A 19,467-nucleotide genomic window follows, 5' to 3' on the forward strand; every position below is an offset into this window, starting at 1 on the left:
ACCTCTAATTTACTTTTTTTCTTGATATAATGTAGTATGGAAGAGCTACGAAGAAAATACCTCCAACCATATTACCAAGTGTTACAACTAAAATATTATATATATATCCACCTATGGTGACATAAGCATCAAAAGGTGATAATAAACCTATTGTTAATACTGTCATATTAGCGATACTGTGCTCAAATCCTACTGTAATAAAAATAAATAAGCACCAAAATATCATAATTAATTTTGCTACTTCTTCTTTGCATTTAAATCCACACCAAACTGCTAAACACACTAATATATTGCAAAATACTCCACGGAAAAATAGTGGTATAAGTGGTATTGTCATTTTTATTTCTGATGCCTTTGCAATGTATTCACCGACACTACCTGTAGCTAAACCTGATAATTTAAACATTACTCCTGCTATAATTGAACCTAGTAGATTTCCTAAAAAACATACTACCCATAACTTCATAGTACCTTCCCATGGTACATCCTTATTTAGGGATGCTGATGCTAGTACAAAGTTATTTCCTGTAAATAATTCCCCCCCTGCCATTATAACTAGACTCAATGCTCCACCAAAAGCTAATCCCATAACAATCTTTACAGCACCTGAACCTGCTGATGTCAGTTGACCTCCTATGGTAAAGATAAGAATAGAACCTAATCCTATAAATAATCCCGCCAACATAGAAGAAATAAAATATCCTATAGGGTTTTCATTTAACAATTGCATCTTTGTTTTACCAGCTGCACATACTTTGTTAAAATCTCCACAAACCATAATAAATCCCTTCCCTCTTTTATAATTATAGCTTCATTATAGGCTTATAAAATTTAAAGCACCGTGATAAAAATCACGGTGCTTTAAAATATTCTAAAAGTTTTTCTTTATTTTTTATTATAAATTTTTTATTATTGTATTCAATTAATCCCAATTCATTAAGTTCTTTACATGCCCTTGATATGGTCTCCCTTTGTGCTCCAAATAAGTCTGCTAGATAGGTTATACTAATCTCCATATCTATTAATATACCATTGTCATCAGCTACCCCATAATCCCTACCTAGTTTCCAAAGCTTTGATGCAACTCTCTTTCCCATATTTAAAACTCCAGTAGTATTTTTAAATTGTCTATACATTCTTCTTACTTTTAAAGATAAAGATGACAGTACCATTTTTGTAAACTCAAAGTCTGATTCCATGACTTGTAAAAGCTCCATAGTGTTACAATACATTATTTGAGAGTCCTCTATGGTTTCACAATTTATAGATGCAGTAGAACTTTGTAATATAACTTCATTTATAAGATCACCTAGCCCCAATATAAATATAACCTTTTTTTGACCCTTTTCATTGAACTTATATAGTGATACTTTTCCCTTTAATACTATGTAGATATTATCTACAATATCCTTATCTCTAAATAGTACCTTCCCCTTTTCATACCTAGTGACTCTAGTAATATTAGATAACTTTCTTAAAGTATTTTCATCTATGTTATTAAAACCTGGGAGCTCTTTCAATTCTTCTAAATTAACATATCTCATTTTCTAAATTACCCCAATCATTTTTTAATTAATTTATTATCCATATCCCACATGTTTTTCAAGATTTATTTATGTAAATGTATTACAAGTCTCCACTTAATTATATATTAACAAATATGTTTACTAAATACATTAACTTTTAATTGAAAATTATTTTCAATTATATTGACATATGTAAAATATTATAGTAATATGAATTTATTGATAATAGTTATCAATTATTATTAAATCCTTAATCTTTTATATTTATCTTATATAGGAAATTTCCTTCTATTTACTTCAGGAGGATTTTCCCTATTTTTTGTCCTTTTAAGTTCTATACTTTAATTTATATTTTTAACAGTCTGTATTATATAGTATATATCTTTAACCATATACACTACAAAATTCTATATTAAATTAAGAGAGTTATCTAAAAAAATAAAAAGTATACCCAGCTTCTAAAACCACTTAGGTATACTCACCAAAATAATAAGAAATGTAATATATCCTACTATTATAGCTACTCTTTTATATGACAAATGGAACTCTTCAAAGCCATAATAAATATTTCCTCTATAGCCTCTACTATTAATTCCATCCTTAATTTCTTTCCAACGTTTTAAAGTATTAATAAAGAGTAAAGCAGCAAGACTTCCTGAATCCTTAACTTTATTCTTAAAACCACCAAAGGCACCTCTACATAACATACTCTTTCGTAATGTTTGAAATTCATCATCTATAAGTATTAAAAATCTCTCCATAGATTTTCCTATATCACAAATATCTCTAAGCCAACTTATCTTAGAGAATATATAAAATACATGATCTGTAGGTGTAGTTAAAGTTAAAAAACTAACGGATATCCCCCCAGACACCGCCTTTAATATAAGTATTAAAGTACTATACCATCCATAATCAAATACAAAGGTTATAGAAGAAACTAAAGCAAATAAAAAAGTTGCCTCTATAAAGTGTTTTACTATATGCATAGGGTTCTTATAAACAATATGAAGTACAAGAAAAAAAATTATATTTATAACCAAAGGATAGCACCTAGTACTAAAACTAAGTGCTATTATTGGTAATATACATAAAATTATTTTCTCTATAGGATGAATATTTGCTAATTTACTTAGCTTTGAATATGAAAGTACTGTCCTTAACATTCTTTCACTTTTCCACCTACATTAGTCTTAGCTCCTTTGTTCTTTGAAGCTCCTTTTTTAACACCAATGTAGTATCCTATGAATCCAGCCCCAATTGCTGCTTGTAAACAGAAAAGGAAGCTTTCAATTTCTCCTGATGGTGGCTCCCACATAGGAGCTGCCCAAGGTTCATAATCTCCATTTAATTCTTGGATTTTAACTTCAATTTCTCCATCGGCACCATTAAATTCACCATTTCTACCTAAGAATAAAGATCCTACCACAATTGCTATACATAATAAAATTAATCCTATATTTTTTTTCATATTATCTTACACCTCCAACTTCTAATAACTCCTCAGAGGCATGTTTTTCTATAAAGTCAAATATCATAACAGTTATTATTCCTTCTACTACAGCAAGTGGAACTTGAGTTATAGCAAATATTGATACAAACTTTATAAATGCCGCTGCAAATCCACCTGTAGTAGCTGGGAATGCAAGTCCAAGTTGAATGGATGTAACTAGGTATGTTGCTAAGTCCCCTAAAGTTGCACCAAGGAATATTGCTAATTTTTTATTTTTATTTTTAAATACCTTATAAATTGCAAAGGCTACTATTGGTCCTGCAATACCCATTGATAAAACGTTAGCTCCTAAAGTTGTTAATCCTCCATGAGCTAAGAAAAGTGCTTGGAATAAAAGAACTACTATAGAAACCACAGACATAGCAAATGGTCCAAATATCATTGCTCCAAGACCTGTACCTGTTGGATGTGATGAACTTCCTGTAACAGACGGTAGTTTCATTGCTGATAATACAAAAGCAAAAGCTCCAATCAATGCTAAAAGCATTTTTAAATCCTTGCTACTCATAGTTTTTTTTCTTATATCTCTAATTCCTAATGCTACAAATGGAATGCATGCTACAAAATAAAACGCACACCAAGCCATTGGTAAAAACCCTTCTGCAATATGCATACCATAAGCTAATTTAGGCACTGTAAAGAATAGTGCTAATGCCCATATAAATACAAATGATTTTTTAGTAATACTTGATTTATTCATAATTTTTCCCCCTTATATTTAGTAAAAATGATTTAATTTAAATATAATACCGCTAGCAATGCTTATATTTAAATTCCTATATACTTAACTGTAGCTAAATAATGTGATTATAAAGAATATACTTAACGTGCACTTTAAATATATTAGTATATAATCTATAACATAACTTTTTGTTTTGTATAATAAAAGTTACTCCCACCGTCACCCGAGTCTTTTATTACACTTTGAAATGTTACTAATAGTTTTCTTGGTTGCTACAGATATAGTGACTTAATTTTTCTTCATCATTAAAGACAATGCCGTAATCCATGGTCTTTCTTTCTACTACAAAAACTTTAATTCCCATGTCTATGGCAGCCTTCATTTTTTCATAAGTTCCACCTTGTGGACCACTATCCTTTGTTATTAAAGCCTTGCCATCATATTCTTTTATAAAGGCTTTATTTAGTTCATAGCCTATAGGTCCTTTTATGAATATCAAATCCTCTACTCTAACACCTAACGCAAATACTTCCTCCATAACTTTTAAAGAAGGTAGAACTCTATGAACTATTCTATTTTCAAGTTTTAAATCTAATATCTTATCTATATTTCTACTTCCTGTAGTATTTAAAATACATCCATCTATATCTTTTAGGGCTTCTCCTAATTCTTCATAGGTCGGCACCTCTATTATCAAATCATTTTTAGGTAACGTATCTAAAGTACTTTGTCTTTCATACCTTACATACTCAATTCCCATATCCTTTGCTATCTTCATAGCTGTTCCACTTATTAGAACTGCATAGGGATGAGATGCATCTACAATTACCCTTACACCACTTTTCATAAATAATGCTTTTAACTCTTCATAAACTAAAGGTTTATCATTTAATATTTTATATTTATAATCCACTAAAAGCTCTCCACCATAGGTTGTAGCTGTGGATACTAAAATGTTATCTGTATATTTATTTAGATGGGAAAGAATTACCTTTCCCTCTGATGTACCTACTATTAAAGCTATCATTGTAATTCTCCCCCTTAATGTCTACTTGTTTTCTAATTTATATCCTCTTGGAGTTATAAATAATCCATCTTTTATATAACTCTTAGTATTTCCTATAATAACCATAGTCATCATATCTACTATAGAATCATCAAAGGTTCCTATAGTGCAAACTGTAGCTTCTTGACCTTCTCTTAATGCATGCTTAACAATAGCAACTGGTGTATCTTCATTTCTATATTCCTTTATTATATCTATAGCTTCTCTTAAGTAATGAGGTCTTCCCTTACTCTTTGGATTATAAAGAGATATTATAAAATCTCCTTCTGCTGCAAGCTTAACTCTCTTCTTTATATCTTCATATGGAGTCATTAAATCACTTAAGCTTATGTTGCAGTTATCATGCATAAGTGGAGCTCCAACTATTGATCCTGCTGAAGATGATGCTGTAACCCCTGGGATTACCTCTACTTCTTCATCCTTTTTCATTTCAAGAATTAACCCAGCCATACCATAGATTCCAGCATCTCCTGTACTTACTACAGCTACCGTTCCTTCACTAGTTAATCTTAAAGCTTCCTGGCATCTTGCCTCTTCACCCATCATTCCTGTAGAATAAACTTTCTTACCATCTAAAAGTGGCTTTATCATTTCTATATACTTTGTGTATCCTACTACTATATCACTTTCTTCTATAGCCTTTACAGCTTTAATTGTCATGTAATCAAGTCCTCCTGGACCGATTCCTACTACATATAATTTTCCCATTATTTTTCCTCCATTATCAGTAGACTAACTTTCCAATACAAAGGGTTATACCTTCAAAACTAATTTTATCTGTAAGTAACTCTCCCCCTGCTAATTCAACACAAGGCTCACATACCGCTCTCACACCTATAGATTTCTTAACAAAATCACTACCATTATATTTATGTTCTATGCTTTCTATTTCTTTTAAAGAATGAATCTCCATGTGACAGTTTAAAAATTCACTTAAAGCAATTAATGCTCCTTCATTCTTTTTAACTTCCACTGTAGAAATAGTTTTTATGGCTCTTAAATCTATATTATATTTCTTTAAAGTATCCACAACAAAGTTTTTAACTTTGTCCTTATCCACATCTTTTCTACATCCCATACCTAATATGATGTTTCGCCTTATGAGCTTAAGGTGAATCAAGCCTTCAACAGGTGGCAAGTTATCCACATCTATTTTATTAGATACTGTAACCATACCCTTAATATCTCCTTCAGGAATTACATATCCCTTTGGCATTTTTATTTGGCCTTCATCATCTAAAAAACCAACCTTAGCTTTATCAACTAATTTGGCAGCTATATCTTTAGCTATTTTCATATCATCTATAATCAGGTTATTATTCTTAGCAATCATATCTGGAGCATCTATTCCCATGGTATCTGTGGCTGTAGTTATAACTGGTGTAGCCTTAAGAATTTCTGACACTTTTAAAGCAAGTTCATTAGCTCCTCCAAGATGTCCTCCTGCAAGACTTATGGCGAATCTACTTTCACAGTCTACTACTACCACTGCCGGGTCCTTATCCTTTCCCTTTAGAAAAGGTGCTATTCCTCTTACTGCAATGCCTGTAGATGAGATAAAAATTATTCCATCTACAGTATTCATAAGCTCTTCACATACAGATTTTAGTTTGAAGTTTTTGTTATTATAACTAGAGTAAAGCTTAAGCTCTAAAGTTTCACTTAGTTTTTTTGCAATATTATCTCCTTGTCTTGTTACAGACACCGCTGCTAACTTCATAACTCTCCTACTTTCTAGAATTGTACATTCTAAGAATTATTTTTGTCCTTCTCTAAACATATGAGTAAAGGATTTATCATATAGAAGACTCTTATCATAATCGCAATTTATAAAGTCCCCTACTAATATTTGAGCACATTTAGTGATTCCTGCTTCTTTAACCTTTTCTGCTATATCATCTAAAGTTCCAATTATAGCTCTTTCATCTTCCCAAGTAGCTCTTTCAACTACAGCTATATTAACATTCCTTCCATAACCTTTTCTTAGCTTTGCAACTACCTTATCTATCATGCTAATAGAAAGGAATATAGCCATAGATGCACCAATTGATGCAAGTTTTTCTAAGCTTTCAGTTTCTGGTACTGGAGTTCTTCCCTCAACTCTAGTTAATATTACAGTTTGAGTTACTGATGGAAGTGTAAATTCCTTTTTTATTACAGATGCTGCTGCTGTAAATGAACTAACTCCTGGAATTACCTTGTACTGAATATTTAATTTATCAAGTTCATCCATTTGTTCTTTGATAGCTCCATAGATAGCTGGATCACCTGTATGAAGTCTTACTACCATTTTGTTTTCTTTTTCAGCCCTATTCATAACTTCTATAACTTGTTCTAAAGTCATAGATGCTGAATTATGTATTTCACATCCAGCCTTACAATAATTCATATGCTCCTTGCTTACAAGAGAGCCTGCATATATAACTACATCTGCTTTTGTCAGTGTATCTCTTCCCTTTACTGTGATTAACTCTGCATCTCCTGGACCTGCTCCTATAAAATAAACCATTCTTCTTCCTCCTAATCTCTATTTGCTATTATAAGTGACATGTATTCTTTATTATCTAAAATATCTTCTCTCTTATGTAAAATCTCTTGCCCTTCTCTTCCAGCTTTTTTTATATATACATAGTTAAAGCCTTTTTCATCAAGAACGTCTAATACTTCTTCTTCTCTTTTATAGACCTTCATTATAACTACATACTTTTCATCCTTTATATCCGAAACTCTGCTAGCTGGGGTAATAAGTAATGGTTCATCACCTATAACTAATGGTTTTTGCGCAAGACTAGCACTAGCACAGAAGGAAGTTATCCCTGGAATTGTTTCAACTTCAAAGCCATGCTCTTCTATATACTTTAGTAAATATATATATGTACTATAAACAAAAGGATCTCCTAAAGTTAAGAAGGCTACATTCTTTCCTTCCTTAAGCTTCTCTTCTATAGCTTTAAAGGCTTCATAGATTTTTTCTTCTTGGTCTTCTCCACCCATTGGAAATTGCTTTATCATAATTTCTTTATCCTCTGATATAAAGTCCTCTGCAATGCCTAAAGCTATACTTTTCCCACCTTTCATAGCACTTGGTGAAACAATTACTTCACACATTTCTATAGTTTTAACCGCCTTTAAGGTTAATAGCTCTTTATCTCCTGGTCCTACTCCAACTCCATATAACTTTGCCATCTATTTCACTCCTCTATTTCTACTATAAAACAATATTTTCAATTCTTAACTATTTTCTATTGCTGTATTTCCTTGTACTACAAACCTACTACATTACAATATTTCTAATTCTTATAAGCCTCTACAATAAAAATTGGATTATATCCAAATAACATATAACTTTGGCCTCTTGTTTTACTTACGCCAACTTGAGTACAGCTAATTTTCATGTTTAATTCTTTTAAAGTACTCATTGCTTTATATACATTATCAATGGTTATAAAATTTAAAACCATTACTCCATCATCTTCAAGAAGGTTATGGCATTTCTCAATTATTTTTTCAAGATTTCCACCACTACCTCCAATAAAGATACTATTAAACTTTTCCTTAATAGAGTCTAAAGCTTCTAAAGCTTCACCTTCTATAATCTCTAAATTATCACAATTAAACTTATCTTTATTTTTATAGATTACCTCTAAGGCTTCTTCATCTCTCTCTATTGCAACAACACTACCAGAAGTGCAAATCTTACTTCCTTGAATTGATATGGAACCAGTTCCAGCTCCTACATCTAGAAGTTTAGAATTTTCCTCTAAATTAAGTTTTGCTACACTTAGAATTCTAACTTCTTCCTTTGTCATAGGACAGTTTCCTCTTATAAACTCTTCATCTTTTATATATTTCATTTAAACTTCCTCCACTACAAAGACACTTAATGAAGAAAATTCCTTCTCCATTATCTCTTCTGGTGTACCTACTGTTATTTTCTCATCTTCATAGGATAAATTTTCTCCTACCCATATATTACAACTTATATTTTCTATAAACAGTTTATTTGCTAAAACCTTAGGTGAATTTTTACTATCTGTTAAGAATATACACATGCTATTTTCTTTAACAACAGTTAAAAAATCTTCTTCTCTTCCATGGACACTGCCTAAAAATTTTCCATTCCAACTCTTCCCTATCTTGCTCATTAGATATTGAAAAGAGCTAAGTCCTGGTATTATCTCTATAGGCTCCTCTTTTATATTTCTCTTTATATAATCAGTAACTCCATAAAAACATGGGTCTCCCGATGCAATTATAGATATTTTCTTGCTCTTATTATCTTCTACTATCTTCAAAATATCTGATAAAGACTTAACTGCCACTCTTTCAGTATTTATAAAATTTACACTTTCCAAAGCTCTAGAAAATCCTACTAACATATCACTATTTTCTAAAGTTTCAACAGCCTTAGGAAGTATATACTCCTTACTTCCTGGACCAAGTCCTACTACATAAATCATCTTTCCACCTCTATAATGTTGTAGCTAATATCTTAGGATTAGTTGCACCCCAATACATAACTACATCACATTTAAGTTCACCATAGCTATAAAGCTCCATTCTTTTCTTCACTTTATCTACAATAGTTTTATATATCTCACTATATTCACCCTTTAAAGCTTTTATAGCACCCTCTGTAGTCTTTTCATTATATATACTTCTAACTAAGTCATGTGGAGCTCCTGCTAATGCTAATTCTAATGCTATTACTTCTAGTCTTACATCACATACTCTACTGTGAGTGTTAAAGCTACCAGCAGATATCTTACATATCTTACCTATATGACCTATTATAATTATCTCTTTAACTCCACAGCTAACACAACATTCTATAGCAAATCCAACAAAGTTTGATATTATAGCCACTTGATCTATAGAATATCCCATAGATTCTGCAACCTTTTCTCCCATGTTTCCAAAGGCTAATATAAGAACCTTATTTTTTAAAGCCTTTTGAGTTATCTCAATTTTTATTGATTCTTTAATTGATTCTTCAGACATAGGATAAACAATTCCTGTAGTTCCTAATATGGATATTCCTCCTACTATATTAAGTCTAGGATTAAAGGTTTTCTTTGCTACTTCTTCTCCCCTTGGTACAAATATAGTAATAGTAACTCCTTCATCCTCTGGAAGCACACTACTTACCTCTTGCTCTATCATAAGTCTAGGTACTGGATTAATAGCAGCTTCACCCTTTTCAATATAGAGGCCTTCACCATTAACTACTCCTACACCTTTTCCACCTTTTAAAATATATCTTTCTTCACCCTTTTCAGCTCTCGCCCATATAGGTAATCCGTGGGTAGCATCTATGTCATCTCCACCATCTTTTATAATGGAACATTCCACATAGTCATCACCAAAAACAACTTCATCTATTACTAAGTTTAAAATTATTCCCTTTGGTGTATTAATCTCTATCTCTTTAATTTTTTTACCAGTAAAAAGCATGTAAGTAGCTGCCTTAGCAGCAGCTGCTGCACAGGACCCTGTAGTATAACCACATCTTAACTTTTTACCATTACTGTTAACATATAAGTCTAACATTCTAATACCTTCTTTATTATCTCTCTACTAACATATACATAAGAGCATTGACTATAGCTGCTGCTACTGCACTTCCGCCCTTTCTTCCTCTAACTGTCATCATATCTATATCTTTTAATTTTTCTATTTCTTCTTTTGATTCAGCTGCTCCTACGAATCCTATTGGAGCTCCTATAATAAATTTACAATTAGACTTTCCTGATTCAATAAACTCTTTAAGTTTGAATAAAGCCGTTGGAGCATTTCCAAATACAAAGAACTCTACTCCATCTCCTACTGCCTTTTCTACTGCAGCCATAGAACGAGTTATGCCTCTTTCCTTTGCAATCTCTGCAACTTCTGGTTCTGATACATAACATACAACCCTGCAATTTAACTTTTCTAAGGCTCTTTTATTTATTCCTGAAAGTGCCATATTAGTATCTGTATATATAGTTGTTCCCTTTTTTAGAATCTCTAGGGCTGTATCTATAGCATCATCTGTCATATAAACTAAATCCTTATATTCAAAATCTGCTGTAGTATGAATAACTCTCTTAATTATAGAAAGCTCTCTATCATCGAAATTATGAGGTCCCATTTCTTCTCCTATAATTTCAAAACTTCTCTTTTCTATGTCCATTGGTATTTTTATATAATCCATTTCTCCTCCTACTTAAGGAAATAACCTTCCTTAATAAATCTCTATTTTAAAATTACATCTACTTAATTAAGCTATTAAAAAAATCAATATTAGAAAAGAAATGTATATGTCCATAAGCTGCTAAAACATTATTTTTTACATACCCACACTTCCACTTCTTTGTGGTTCCATCGTAGGCTTTCTTTTCTAATTCATATATTTCTTCTTCTTTTAAATCTACCAGTGATTTATGGAATTCATGACAATTAATCATCATATCCTTTGGCACTATAGAATTTTTCTCTGATATCTTTATAGTTGCGTATCCAAAATTATTAAGTTTTCCAGTCATATAAGATGTTCCATTAAAGAAACCTACTGTTTCAACTCCATCTATGCTCTCTGTAAGATACATGAGTCCACCACATTCTGCATAGCATTTTACTCCACTGTTTAAGGCTTTTCTAACACTATTTAACATAGATTTATTAGAAGATAACTCTTCCTTGAATACTTCTGGGTATCCTCCACCTATATATATAAAATCTACATCCTTTGGCACTTCTCTATCTTTTAGGGGGCTAAAATACTGAACTGTTCCAACCTCTTCCAAAAGCTCTATATTCTCTTTATAATAAAAACTAAAGGCTTTATCATAGGCTACTGCAATCTTTATATCTTTGTTTTCAGCGTGGAAATCTTCACTGTTAGTAGATTGAATATCTGAAGCTTTAAATTCTTCTATAAGGCTATCTACATCTACATACTCTTCCATAAGGCTACTGCATAACTCTATCTTCTTTGATAAATCTTCAACCTCGCTACTCTGCACAAGGCCTAAATGCCTACTTTTTAAAGCTAACCTCTCATCCTTAGGTATGTATCCGAAAACTCTAATCCCGCTGCAATTTACTTCAATAGCTTTTTTCAAAAGTTTATAGTAACTTTCACTAATATTATTAAGTATTATCCCTACTATGTTCACATTTTCATAATTTCGAAGTCCTTCTATTTCAGCACATAAAGTTGCTGATTGAGCTTTAGGAGATAATACTAATACCACAGGCAAATCTAAAGTTCTAGATACATGAGCTGTAGAAAAATTAGTATCTATACCTTTTCCATCATAAAGTCCCATAACTCCTTCAATGATTCCTAGATCACCCTGACCTCTTAGATAACTCTCCTTAACCCCTGGTTCTCCCATTAGAAATAAATCTAAGTTTCTTGTAGCTACTCCTGTTATTTCTCTATGAAAGGCTGGATCTATATAGTCAGGTCCAACTTTATATCCTTGAACCTTATATCCTCTATCTATAAGAGTTTTCATAAGTGCTAATGTAACAGTGGTCTTTCCACCGCCACTACTATTTGAAGAAACTATTATACTTTTCATAATTTACTCCTTTATGGTGTTTTCTTCGTATCTCCCAAATGAAGATATTTATTATCTATTACATCTTGTACATGATTCACATATATATGTCTAAACTTCTCAATCTCACCCAAACCATGAAGATATATGTCTACTTTAATTCCAGCTTCTTCTAAAATAGTCTTCCATGAATCTTCTTCATCAGAAGCCATATCATTAGTTGCATGGTCTCCAGCTACTAGCATAAGTGGTGCTAACTTAACGTGATCAATACCTTCTCTTTTAAGAATTTCTACTATCATATCTACGGTAGGATATCCTTCTACTGTTCCAACGTATACATTATTATAATTTAAGTAAGTAAATACGCTTTGAAGTGCTACAAAGGCTGAGTTAGCTGGATGATTACTTCCATGTCCCATAAATACCATGGTCTTATCTTTTGGTATAATTTCTTTTATAGCATCTATAAACACCTCATAATCATTAGGTGTTTCTTCCCCTCCTTGAAAGTGAAGGGCTGGTCTACCTACTTTTATTGATTTAAATTTATTACTCTCTCTAAACTTATCAACTACTAACCTAACATATTGGAACTCTTCACCTGGTATTATATGAAGCGGCTGAACTATAACTTCTTCATAGCCTTCTTTATATAGTTGCTCTAAAGCTTCCTCCGGAGTATGTACAATTATTCCATCTCTATTTTTTATTTTCTTAATTATCATATGGGCTGTAAAAGCTCTCATAACATGATACTCTTTAAATCTTTCTCTTATTTCATCCTCAATTTTTTCTATAGTTAATTTTAATGTATCCTTATAAGTAGTACCAAAACTTACTACTAATATAGCCTTTTTCATTTTAGTTCCTCCAAATTTAATAAATTAGTGCAAAATAAAACCTCTACCCAAAAGGTAGAGGTTAAAATTCAATTTAACTCATAACAGAATTATAATTTGTAATAAATATACAAACTAAACTATTAACTCCCTTCCCTCCGAAGTGTCATATCTATGCTTTAGGCAGGTCTCCTGACTCACGTATCATCCTCCATCTCACCTTCCCAGAAATACACTCCAGTGGTTTTTCTATGAGATTTCGTCTTCGTACACAGTAGCGGGGGCTGTAGTGGACTTTAACCACTTTCCCTATTAAACATAATGTACCTAAAACTATACTTTATTCAATTTAAATCAACATATTATTTACTATTTCTCTTTAATCCAATTTAATTATACCCTATGATTTAATTTAATTCAATATGAATATACTAGTATTTATAAAATAGTATAATATATTCATGCTAAAATAATGATATACTATTTAAATAGTATTATACAACAGTAATAATTATTCTAATTTTTAATATATTTTATATGAGGTAAAGATATGTTTTTTGTTTATATATTAAGATGTAATGACAATACTTTATATACAGGATGGACAACTGATTTAAACAAAAGGCTTAAATGCCATAATAGTGGTAAAGGAGCTAAGTACACCAGATGCAGATTACCTGTAGAAATTGTTCACTATGAAAATTTACCTGACAAATCTTCAGCTTTAAAAAGAGAATGTGAAATAAAAAAACTTTCTAGAGCAGAAAAACTTATTCTTATAGAAAACATCATAAATAGCACGGAGGGAAATCAATGAAAAATACAAAGTCTTCTTTTGCTTTATTTTTCAAATGGATATTTAGATCAATTTTATTAATACTATTTGTTTATTACTCATTTGTAAAAACTGATAATAATTCAAATTACATCAGCAACATTCTATTAATTCTTATCACGTCCTTTATACCAGATATAATTTTATATATATTTAAAGTTAAATTATCTAGTTTATCTGACTTTTTATTGCAGTTTTTTATATTTTTAGCTCTACTCTTAGGTAGGATGTATAATATGTACTCAATACTACCTTGGTGGGATATATTTCTTCATTTTGCTTCAGGGGCTCTTTTAGGGTTTTTATCTTTAATAATTTTAAAACCTCTTATAGGTGAAAATAATATCAAAACCCTTCCACCATTATTCATAGGGATGTATATATTACTCTTTACTGTTTCTGGAGCTGCACTGTGGGAGTTCTGGGAATTTGCAGGAGATCAACTATTGGGGTTTGATTCTCAACTTAATAGTCTTACGGATACTATGACAGATATGATAAGTGGTTCTTTAAGTGGTGTTATATTATCTATAATGGGATTTTTACACATTAAAAATGGTTCATTTAAGTTTTTAGATAAATTTATTAATGCCATTAAAAAATCTCATAAATAAACCTAAAGACTCGTATTATAAAGTCAAATTCTAAATATTCCCATCATAAGATTAAAAGACCAAGGTCTTAAAAACCTTGGTCTTAATTATTTAAGTTTTATGCAATTTCTGAATTACATTCAGCTTCATTTTCTTTCATTAATCTTCTTATAAGTTCTAGTAACTCATTTGTTGAATTTGATTTATCAAAAGTCATACAGTTTTCTTTAATCTCTCTTAATTTGTTTTTGTCCTTAATCAAAGCCTCTATAGCTTCAGTACAATTATCACCTCTGCCTATAGATATGGACATGCCATGATCTAATAGAAACTTTGCATTTGCTTCTTCTTGTCCAGGTATTGCATCAAAGGTAATTAAAGGAAGATTTGCTGCTAATGCTTCTGATACTGTAAGCCCTCCTGGTTTAGTAATTAAGACGTCTGCTAAGTTCATATATCTATGAACTTCATTGGTAAACTTAATAAGCTTTGTCTGTTTTTTACTAAACTTAATCTGTTCCTTAATTTTATTATATAGTCTTTTATTATTACCCGTTAGAATTACAATTTGAAAATCCATAGGAATATTATTTATATTCTTATAGATTTTTTCTATATTATATACTCCGAAGCTTCCAGCCATGACTAACACGGTCATTTTACTTTCGCTTAATCCCAGCTCATCTAACAGTATTTTTTTATCATCTTCATCTTGATGAAAAAAACCATCATATACAGGGATTCCATAAGGATGAACTTTTTCTGGAGGAACTCCTCTATCTATCATACCTTCTACCATGTCTTCACATGCTACACAATATTCATCTACATTAGGTTTTATCCATGTTTTATGTGGCGCATAATCAGTCATTATACATATTGATGGCACCTTTATACTTCTATTTCCCTTTAATATAGAAATCATTTCTGTAGGAAAGGGATGAGTAGTTATGATTACATCTGGAGCAAATCCTTCTATTAAGGGTATTAATTTTTTCGAAAATAAATAAATTAACTTTGTTACTAAACATGTTAAAACCCCAGACTTGTCCGTTAAACTATATATATTTTTATATAAGGAATTTAAATACTTTGCCAGTACTATATATCCCTTAGTTACGATTTTATTTATAAATGGATTAACATACTCTAAGGTATCCACTACTTTTACTTTAGCACCTAACTCATTTTCTAAAATATATGATTCTAAAGCCTTTGATGCTTTTAAATGTCCTCCACCAGTAGATGCAGATAAAATAAGAATATTCATATTTACAATCCTCTCTCTATTTACTTCACATGGTCTTATGTAGTAAATTTAACTATTCTATTTTACCACACCTATTATGCTTTAGTCCAATTAATTAAATCTAACATAATCCATTTAAAATCATAAACATTTCATATACTTTTATTATCAAATACAAATTTGATAATACATTCATGGTAAGACTGTCTTAGAATAAAATATATTCACTATAAATATTTATATTACTTATACTTCTCTATAGATAGTTCTAACACTACAGATAAAATGTTCTTTTCTATTGTATTTAAAACTTCTATCAACGTATCTACACAGGTTTCTACTTTTTCAGAAGTAGTACCGTAGTTTTCTCTATCTTTTAATTCTACTACTATAATTTGTGATAACTTAAGTACATTTTGTGCATATTCATTTATCTTTTTGTCATTAATATAACCATTTACAAATTTATAATTATTTATAATCTCTTCAAATTCTATTATAAATTCGTCTCTATAATAGCTTTCTACGTTTATCCAATTAGGTATTGTGTTATTTTTAATTTTATCTCCAAAGACTTTAATTTTTTTATTTAGTTCAAATAGCTCCTTATAACTTTTTATTTTATCGTTATTAATATCTATAGCACGTTCTTTCTTAGATTTTTTTCTCTCTTCCATAATTAGTTTTCTCATAATTAATAGAGATATACCTCCACCAAATGCTGCAGATATTAATGGAACTATTATTCCTAACATCCAAGTTGCCTTGTCCATAAATAAATCACCTCAAATATAATATTCGTTGCAAATATTACATTTCTGAATGAAATTAGTCTTCATATCTTTTTCTATGTTTAATCATTATTTCATTTAATATATCACTAGTACTTTGTGGTGTATATGTTATAGCATTAGCCCCAGCAATTATAGTTTCACGTATGCTCTCATCTGTAGGACCTCCTGTTGCTATAATAGGTACATCTGGGTACTTACTTCTTATATGTCTAACAATATTCGCAGTTTCTTTAGCTCCTGATACATTAAGTATAGTTGTTCCTGCTGCTATTCTTCCATCTATATCATCTTTTTCTGAAACAACGGTAACTAATATTGGTAAATCTATAGTTTCTCTCATCCCTGCAATAACATCATTGCCTATAGATGAATTAACTACAACCCCCATAGCTCCCTTAAATTCAGCATCCAATGCTAGATTTATTACCCTTTTACCTGTAGTAATAGATCCACCTACCCCACAAAATACTGGGATATCTGATGCTAGTAATAGTGCTTCAGTTATTCTGGGTTGAGGCGTAAATGGATATACTGCAATAACAGCATCTGCATTAGTATTTCTTATAACTGCTACATCAGTTGAAAACACTAAAGATTTAATTCTTTTCCCAAATATAACAATTCCAGTAGCGTCCCTAATAACCTTAGGTAACTCAATCATATGACTTCTTAGTAAACCTTTAAATTCTGGCACACGTTTTTCCATAAAATTTCTCCCTTCACCATATAAAGCTATGTCCTTTCTAAAAACATAGCTTAAATCACGCCTCACATAGATAACTTTAACTTACATATATAAACTTAAAATGTGATTAATAACTTATTTTATTTTCTTAACTTACAGATTATATCACAGGTTTATTACTTCCTCAATAAATTTATTTAATTATTTTTATGGAATTATACGGTACATTTTTACTCTCTTTATCTATGTAAAAATAAGATAAAGAAAACAATAAAAAAACCTAGCGATTACTAAAATCACTAGGTTTCTATGGCAGGGGCACGAGGACTTGAACCCGGAACCAACGGTTTTGGAGACCGCTACTCTACCAATTGAGCTATACCCCTTCGTTACTCGTTTATTATATTATATAATAAACATAAATGCAAGAGGTTTTATATAAATTATTCAACATATTCTTAAGTCAATACTAGTATAAATAAGTGGAAGTATTCTCACATATTGAAATATTTAGCATCTTATTATTCATTACCTTTTTATAGGAACATAAAAATTCATTTAACTCATTATCAGTTAAATCTATTTTCCCAAAACTTTTTAATATAACATTCTCATCTTGAAGCATTATCTCTAAATCATTCTTGTCATTCTTAATGCTATATGAAGTTACACTTTTTACTTTAAGCTTCCCTTTATACTTTTCTTGAAACCCAACCATTTTTCTTGCATCTTCATACTCAATACCTAATCCACTTAGAGGATTTTCTACACCCATAGACTTCATTTGGCTTTCTACATCTTCAGTAGAAATTCCATACCTCTCCATGACCTTATTCTGGATATTCATAAATTTCTCTTGAGATATATTATTTTCCTTCATATACTTAAATATTTCTCTGCTCATTTCCGCCATAGATAGCTTCCCTTGAGCCATTGAATAATACATAGAATATATGTAATCCTCAAATTTGTCTACATCTTTATCTGTAGCCTTATTTTTCAGTTCATTAAAATCTATTACATCACTAATTTTAACCAGCTCCTTGAATACAATATTTCTTCTATCACATTATTTATTTTATCCCATTAATTTGTATTTTAGTATCTTATTATTTATTAAATATAATTTATAATCACTTTTATTCCCCATAATCATAGAATATGGGAAATAAATTTAAGAAATATGTTTGTAAATTAGTATATTATAAAAGTATTCAAATTACTACTGTATTAATTATGTATTTAAAATATATTAATCTTTTCTTAATATATAGTTATGTACTGTTGAGTATGTAGTTCACCTACATACTCAACGATATGCTACTGTATCTTGAATCCAGCTTCTTTCACCTTCTCAAGAATTTCATCCATATTGTCTGTGCTTAATCTTATTACTATCTCTTTAACTTCTGTTATGCTCTTAGGATCAACAACTACAAAGCTTATAATTTGCCCTTTGTTTTCAGTAATTATTTTTGATAGTTTAGATATTTGTCCAGGTATGTCATAAGCAATTACAGATAATCGTTTACCTTTATTTAATCCAAACAATTCTGTAAATTGATGAAAAATACCGTGATGTGTTACTATTCCTTGCATTTCTCCATTTTTATTTATTACTGGTACAAAGGAAACACTTTTAGTTTCTAGGAAATGTGCAGCCTCTTCAATTTCATTAAAAGGAGTTATTGATGGTACATCAGTTCTCATTACATTTTCAACTAGAAAATCTGATAGTAAACACTGTCTCTCTATAGATTTTTCATAGTAGTATGTGTATATTTGCTCTTTTGAAATTACTCCACAGAATTTATCTCCTTCTACTACTGGTATGGATAAAAACTTATTTTCTTCCATTACCTTAAGAGCTTCTCCTATGGTTACCTTTGGTGTTACAGTTATTAACTTTTCTCTAGATAACATCAAATTATTTACAAACATAATTTATCCTCCTCTACTTATTTGTTATTCTATATTATACCTTATTTTAGTATACTATGTTAGTATTTTAATATATTTCATTATTAATATATTAAATATATTTTGATTATTGCATCAATTATTACTATTTTACGTATCCAAAATATAATACGTAAAATATATAGATTTGTTTACTTAAATATAAATTTACTTTT

Annotated in this window: 23 protein-coding genes, 1 tRNA gene and 1 riboswitch; of the genes, 2 read left to right on the forward strand and 22 right to left on the reverse strand. The window is 30.4% G+C overall.

Going from position 1 to position 19,467, the window contains the following annotated elements:
- Positions 1–4: 4 nt before the first annotated feature.
- The 16 genes from B2P65_RS05695 to B2P65_RS05770 form a co-directional block, all read right to left on the reverse strand.
- Complete coding sequence (locus tag B2P65_RS05695) at positions 5–778, reverse strand: formate/nitrite transporter family protein (RefSeq protein WP_346878054.1); 774 nt, start codon at positions 776–778, stop codon at positions 5–7.
- A 73-nt stretch (positions 779–851) separates the two neighbouring features.
- Entirely contained in the window at positions 852–1,544 is a 693-nt protein-coding gene (locus B2P65_RS05700) for a Crp/Fnr family transcriptional regulator (protein WP_346878053.1), read from the reverse strand.
- A gap of 440 nt (positions 1,545–1,984) precedes the next feature.
- A complete protein-coding gene (locus tag B2P65_RS05705; protein ID WP_346878052.1) occupies positions 1,985–2,692 on the reverse strand; it encodes a CbiQ family ECF transporter T component in 708 nt (235 codons plus the stop codon).
- A complete protein-coding gene (locus B2P65_RS05710) occupies positions 2,686–2,997 on the reverse strand; it encodes an energy-coupling factor ABC transporter substrate-binding protein (RefSeq protein ID WP_051823852.1) in 312 nt (103 codons plus the stop codon). The genes B2P65_RS05705 and B2P65_RS05710 overlap by 7 nt, the downstream gene beginning before the upstream one ends.
- 1 nt (position 2,998) lies before the next feature.
- On the reverse strand, positions 2,999–3,739 hold the full coding sequence (locus tag B2P65_RS05715; protein WP_346879760.1) for an energy-coupling factor ABC transporter permease: 741 nt from the start codon (positions 3,737–3,739) through the stop codon (positions 2,999–3,001).
- A gap of 235 nt (positions 3,740–3,974) precedes the next feature.
- The gene (locus B2P65_RS05720) at positions 3,975–4,748 is read right to left on the reverse strand and encodes a cobalt-precorrin-6A reductase (protein WP_346879761.1); all 774 of its coding nucleotides are present in this window, start codon (positions 4,746–4,748) and stop codon (positions 3,975–3,977) included.
- 21 nt (positions 4,749–4,769) lie between these two features.
- A complete protein-coding gene (gene cobJ, locus B2P65_RS05725; RefSeq protein WP_035129681.1) occupies positions 4,770–5,495 on the reverse strand; it encodes a precorrin-3B C(17)-methyltransferase in 726 nt (241 codons plus the stop codon).
- Between the two features lie 16 nt (positions 5,496–5,511).
- Positions 5,512–6,507, reverse strand: coding sequence for a cobalt-precorrin 5A hydrolase (cbiG, locus tag B2P65_RS05730; protein WP_346847036.1), 996 nt, complete (start codon positions 6,505–6,507; stop codon positions 5,512–5,514).
- 36 nt (positions 6,508–6,543) lie between these two features.
- Positions 6,544–7,296 carry a precorrin-4 C(11)-methyltransferase gene (cobM, locus tag B2P65_RS05735; RefSeq protein ID WP_346847035.1) on the reverse strand — a complete coding sequence of 251 codons (753 nt, stop codon included), beginning with the start codon at positions 7,294–7,296 and terminating at the stop codon, positions 6,544–6,546.
- Positions 7,297–7,307: 11 nt separating this feature from the next.
- Positions 7,308–7,973 carry a cobalt-factor II C(20)-methyltransferase gene (locus B2P65_RS05740; protein WP_346847034.1) on the reverse strand — a complete coding sequence of 222 codons (666 nt, stop codon included), beginning with the start codon at positions 7,971–7,973 and terminating at the stop codon, positions 7,308–7,310.
- Positions 7,974–8,077: 104 nt separating this feature from the next.
- Positions 8,078–8,641, reverse strand: coding sequence for a precorrin-6Y C5,15-methyltransferase (decarboxylating) subunit CbiT (gene cbiT / locus B2P65_RS05745; protein WP_346847033.1), 564 nt, complete (start codon positions 8,639–8,641; stop codon positions 8,078–8,080).
- Positions 8,642–9,247 (reverse strand): precorrin-6y C5,15-methyltransferase (decarboxylating) subunit CbiE, encoded by a 606-nt coding sequence (gene cbiE, locus B2P65_RS05750; RefSeq protein WP_346847032.1) that lies wholly within the window; start codon positions 9,245–9,247, stop codon positions 8,642–8,644.
- Between the two features lie 10 nt (positions 9,248–9,257).
- The gene (cbiD, locus tag B2P65_RS05755) at positions 9,258–10,337 is read right to left on the reverse strand and encodes a cobalt-precorrin-5B (C(1))-methyltransferase CbiD (RefSeq protein WP_346847031.1); all 1,080 of its coding nucleotides are present in this window, start codon (positions 10,335–10,337) and stop codon (positions 9,258–9,260) included.
- A 16-nt stretch (positions 10,338–10,353) separates the two neighbouring features.
- On the reverse strand, positions 10,354–10,980 hold the full coding sequence (locus B2P65_RS05760; protein WP_035129691.1) for a precorrin-8X methylmutase: 627 nt from the start codon (positions 10,978–10,980) through the stop codon (positions 10,354–10,356).
- Between the two features lie 58 nt (positions 10,981–11,038).
- Positions 11,039–12,355, reverse strand: coding sequence for a cobyrinate a,c-diamide synthase (locus B2P65_RS05765; RefSeq protein WP_346847030.1), 1,317 nt, complete (start codon positions 12,353–12,355; stop codon positions 11,039–11,041).
- 11 nt (positions 12,356–12,366) lie between these two features.
- Complete coding sequence (locus B2P65_RS05770; RefSeq protein ID WP_346879762.1) at positions 12,367–13,197, reverse strand: sirohydrochlorin cobaltochelatase; 831 nt, start codon at positions 13,195–13,197, stop codon at positions 12,367–12,369.
- Between the two features lie 144 nt (positions 13,198–13,341).
- A riboswitch (cobalamin riboswitch) is annotated at positions 13,342–13,522 on the reverse strand.
- A 204-nt stretch (positions 13,523–13,726) separates the two neighbouring features.
- Here B2P65_RS05770 and B2P65_RS05775 point away from each other — a divergent pair.
- Entirely contained in the window at positions 13,727–13,993 is a 267-nt protein-coding gene (locus tag B2P65_RS05775) for a GIY-YIG nuclease family protein (RefSeq protein WP_346847028.1), read from the forward strand.
- Positions 13,990–14,625 carry a hypothetical protein gene (locus B2P65_RS05780; protein ID WP_346879763.1) on the forward strand — a complete coding sequence of 212 codons (636 nt, stop codon included), beginning with the start codon at positions 13,990–13,992 and terminating at the stop codon, positions 14,623–14,625. The genes B2P65_RS05775 and B2P65_RS05780 overlap by 4 nt, the downstream gene beginning before the upstream one ends.
- A gap of 97 nt (positions 14,626–14,722) precedes the next feature.
- Here the strand turns inward: B2P65_RS05780 and B2P65_RS05785 are convergent, their stop codons facing one another.
- From B2P65_RS05785 to B2P65_RS05810, 6 genes are all read right to left on the reverse strand, one after another.
- The gene (locus B2P65_RS05785) at positions 14,723–15,874 is read right to left on the reverse strand and encodes an MGDG synthase family glycosyltransferase (RefSeq protein ID WP_346878049.1); all 1,152 of its coding nucleotides are present in this window, start codon (positions 15,872–15,874) and stop codon (positions 14,723–14,725) included.
- A gap of 221 nt (positions 15,875–16,095) precedes the next feature.
- Entirely contained in the window at positions 16,096–16,626 is a 531-nt protein-coding gene (locus tag B2P65_RS05790) for a hypothetical protein (RefSeq protein ID WP_035129701.1), read from the reverse strand.
- A 55-nt stretch (positions 16,627–16,681) separates the two neighbouring features.
- Complete coding sequence (locus B2P65_RS05795) at positions 16,682–17,353, reverse strand: hydrolase (RefSeq protein ID WP_346847025.1); 672 nt, start codon at positions 17,351–17,353, stop codon at positions 16,682–16,684.
- A 289-nt stretch (positions 17,354–17,642) separates the two neighbouring features.
- Positions 17,643–17,718, reverse strand: a tRNA-Trp gene (locus tag B2P65_RS05800).
- 83 nt (positions 17,719–17,801) lie between these two features.
- Positions 17,802–18,362, reverse strand: coding sequence for a DUF3867 domain-containing protein (locus B2P65_RS05805; protein ID WP_346847427.1), 561 nt, complete (start codon positions 18,360–18,362; stop codon positions 17,802–17,804).
- Between the two features lie 290 nt (positions 18,363–18,652).
- Positions 18,653–19,273: a CBS domain-containing protein gene (locus B2P65_RS05810; RefSeq protein WP_346879764.1), complete on the reverse strand. Its 621-nt coding sequence runs from the start codon at positions 19,271–19,273 to the stop codon at positions 18,653–18,655.
- Positions 19,274–19,467: the final 194 nt, after the last annotated feature.

The sequence above is a fragment of the Clostridium sp. UBA3061 genome, from assembly GCF_002367465.1.
GTDB classification, from domain to species: domain Bacteria; phylum Bacillota; class Clostridia; order Clostridiales; family Clostridiaceae; genus Clostridium_J; species Clostridium_J sulfidigenes.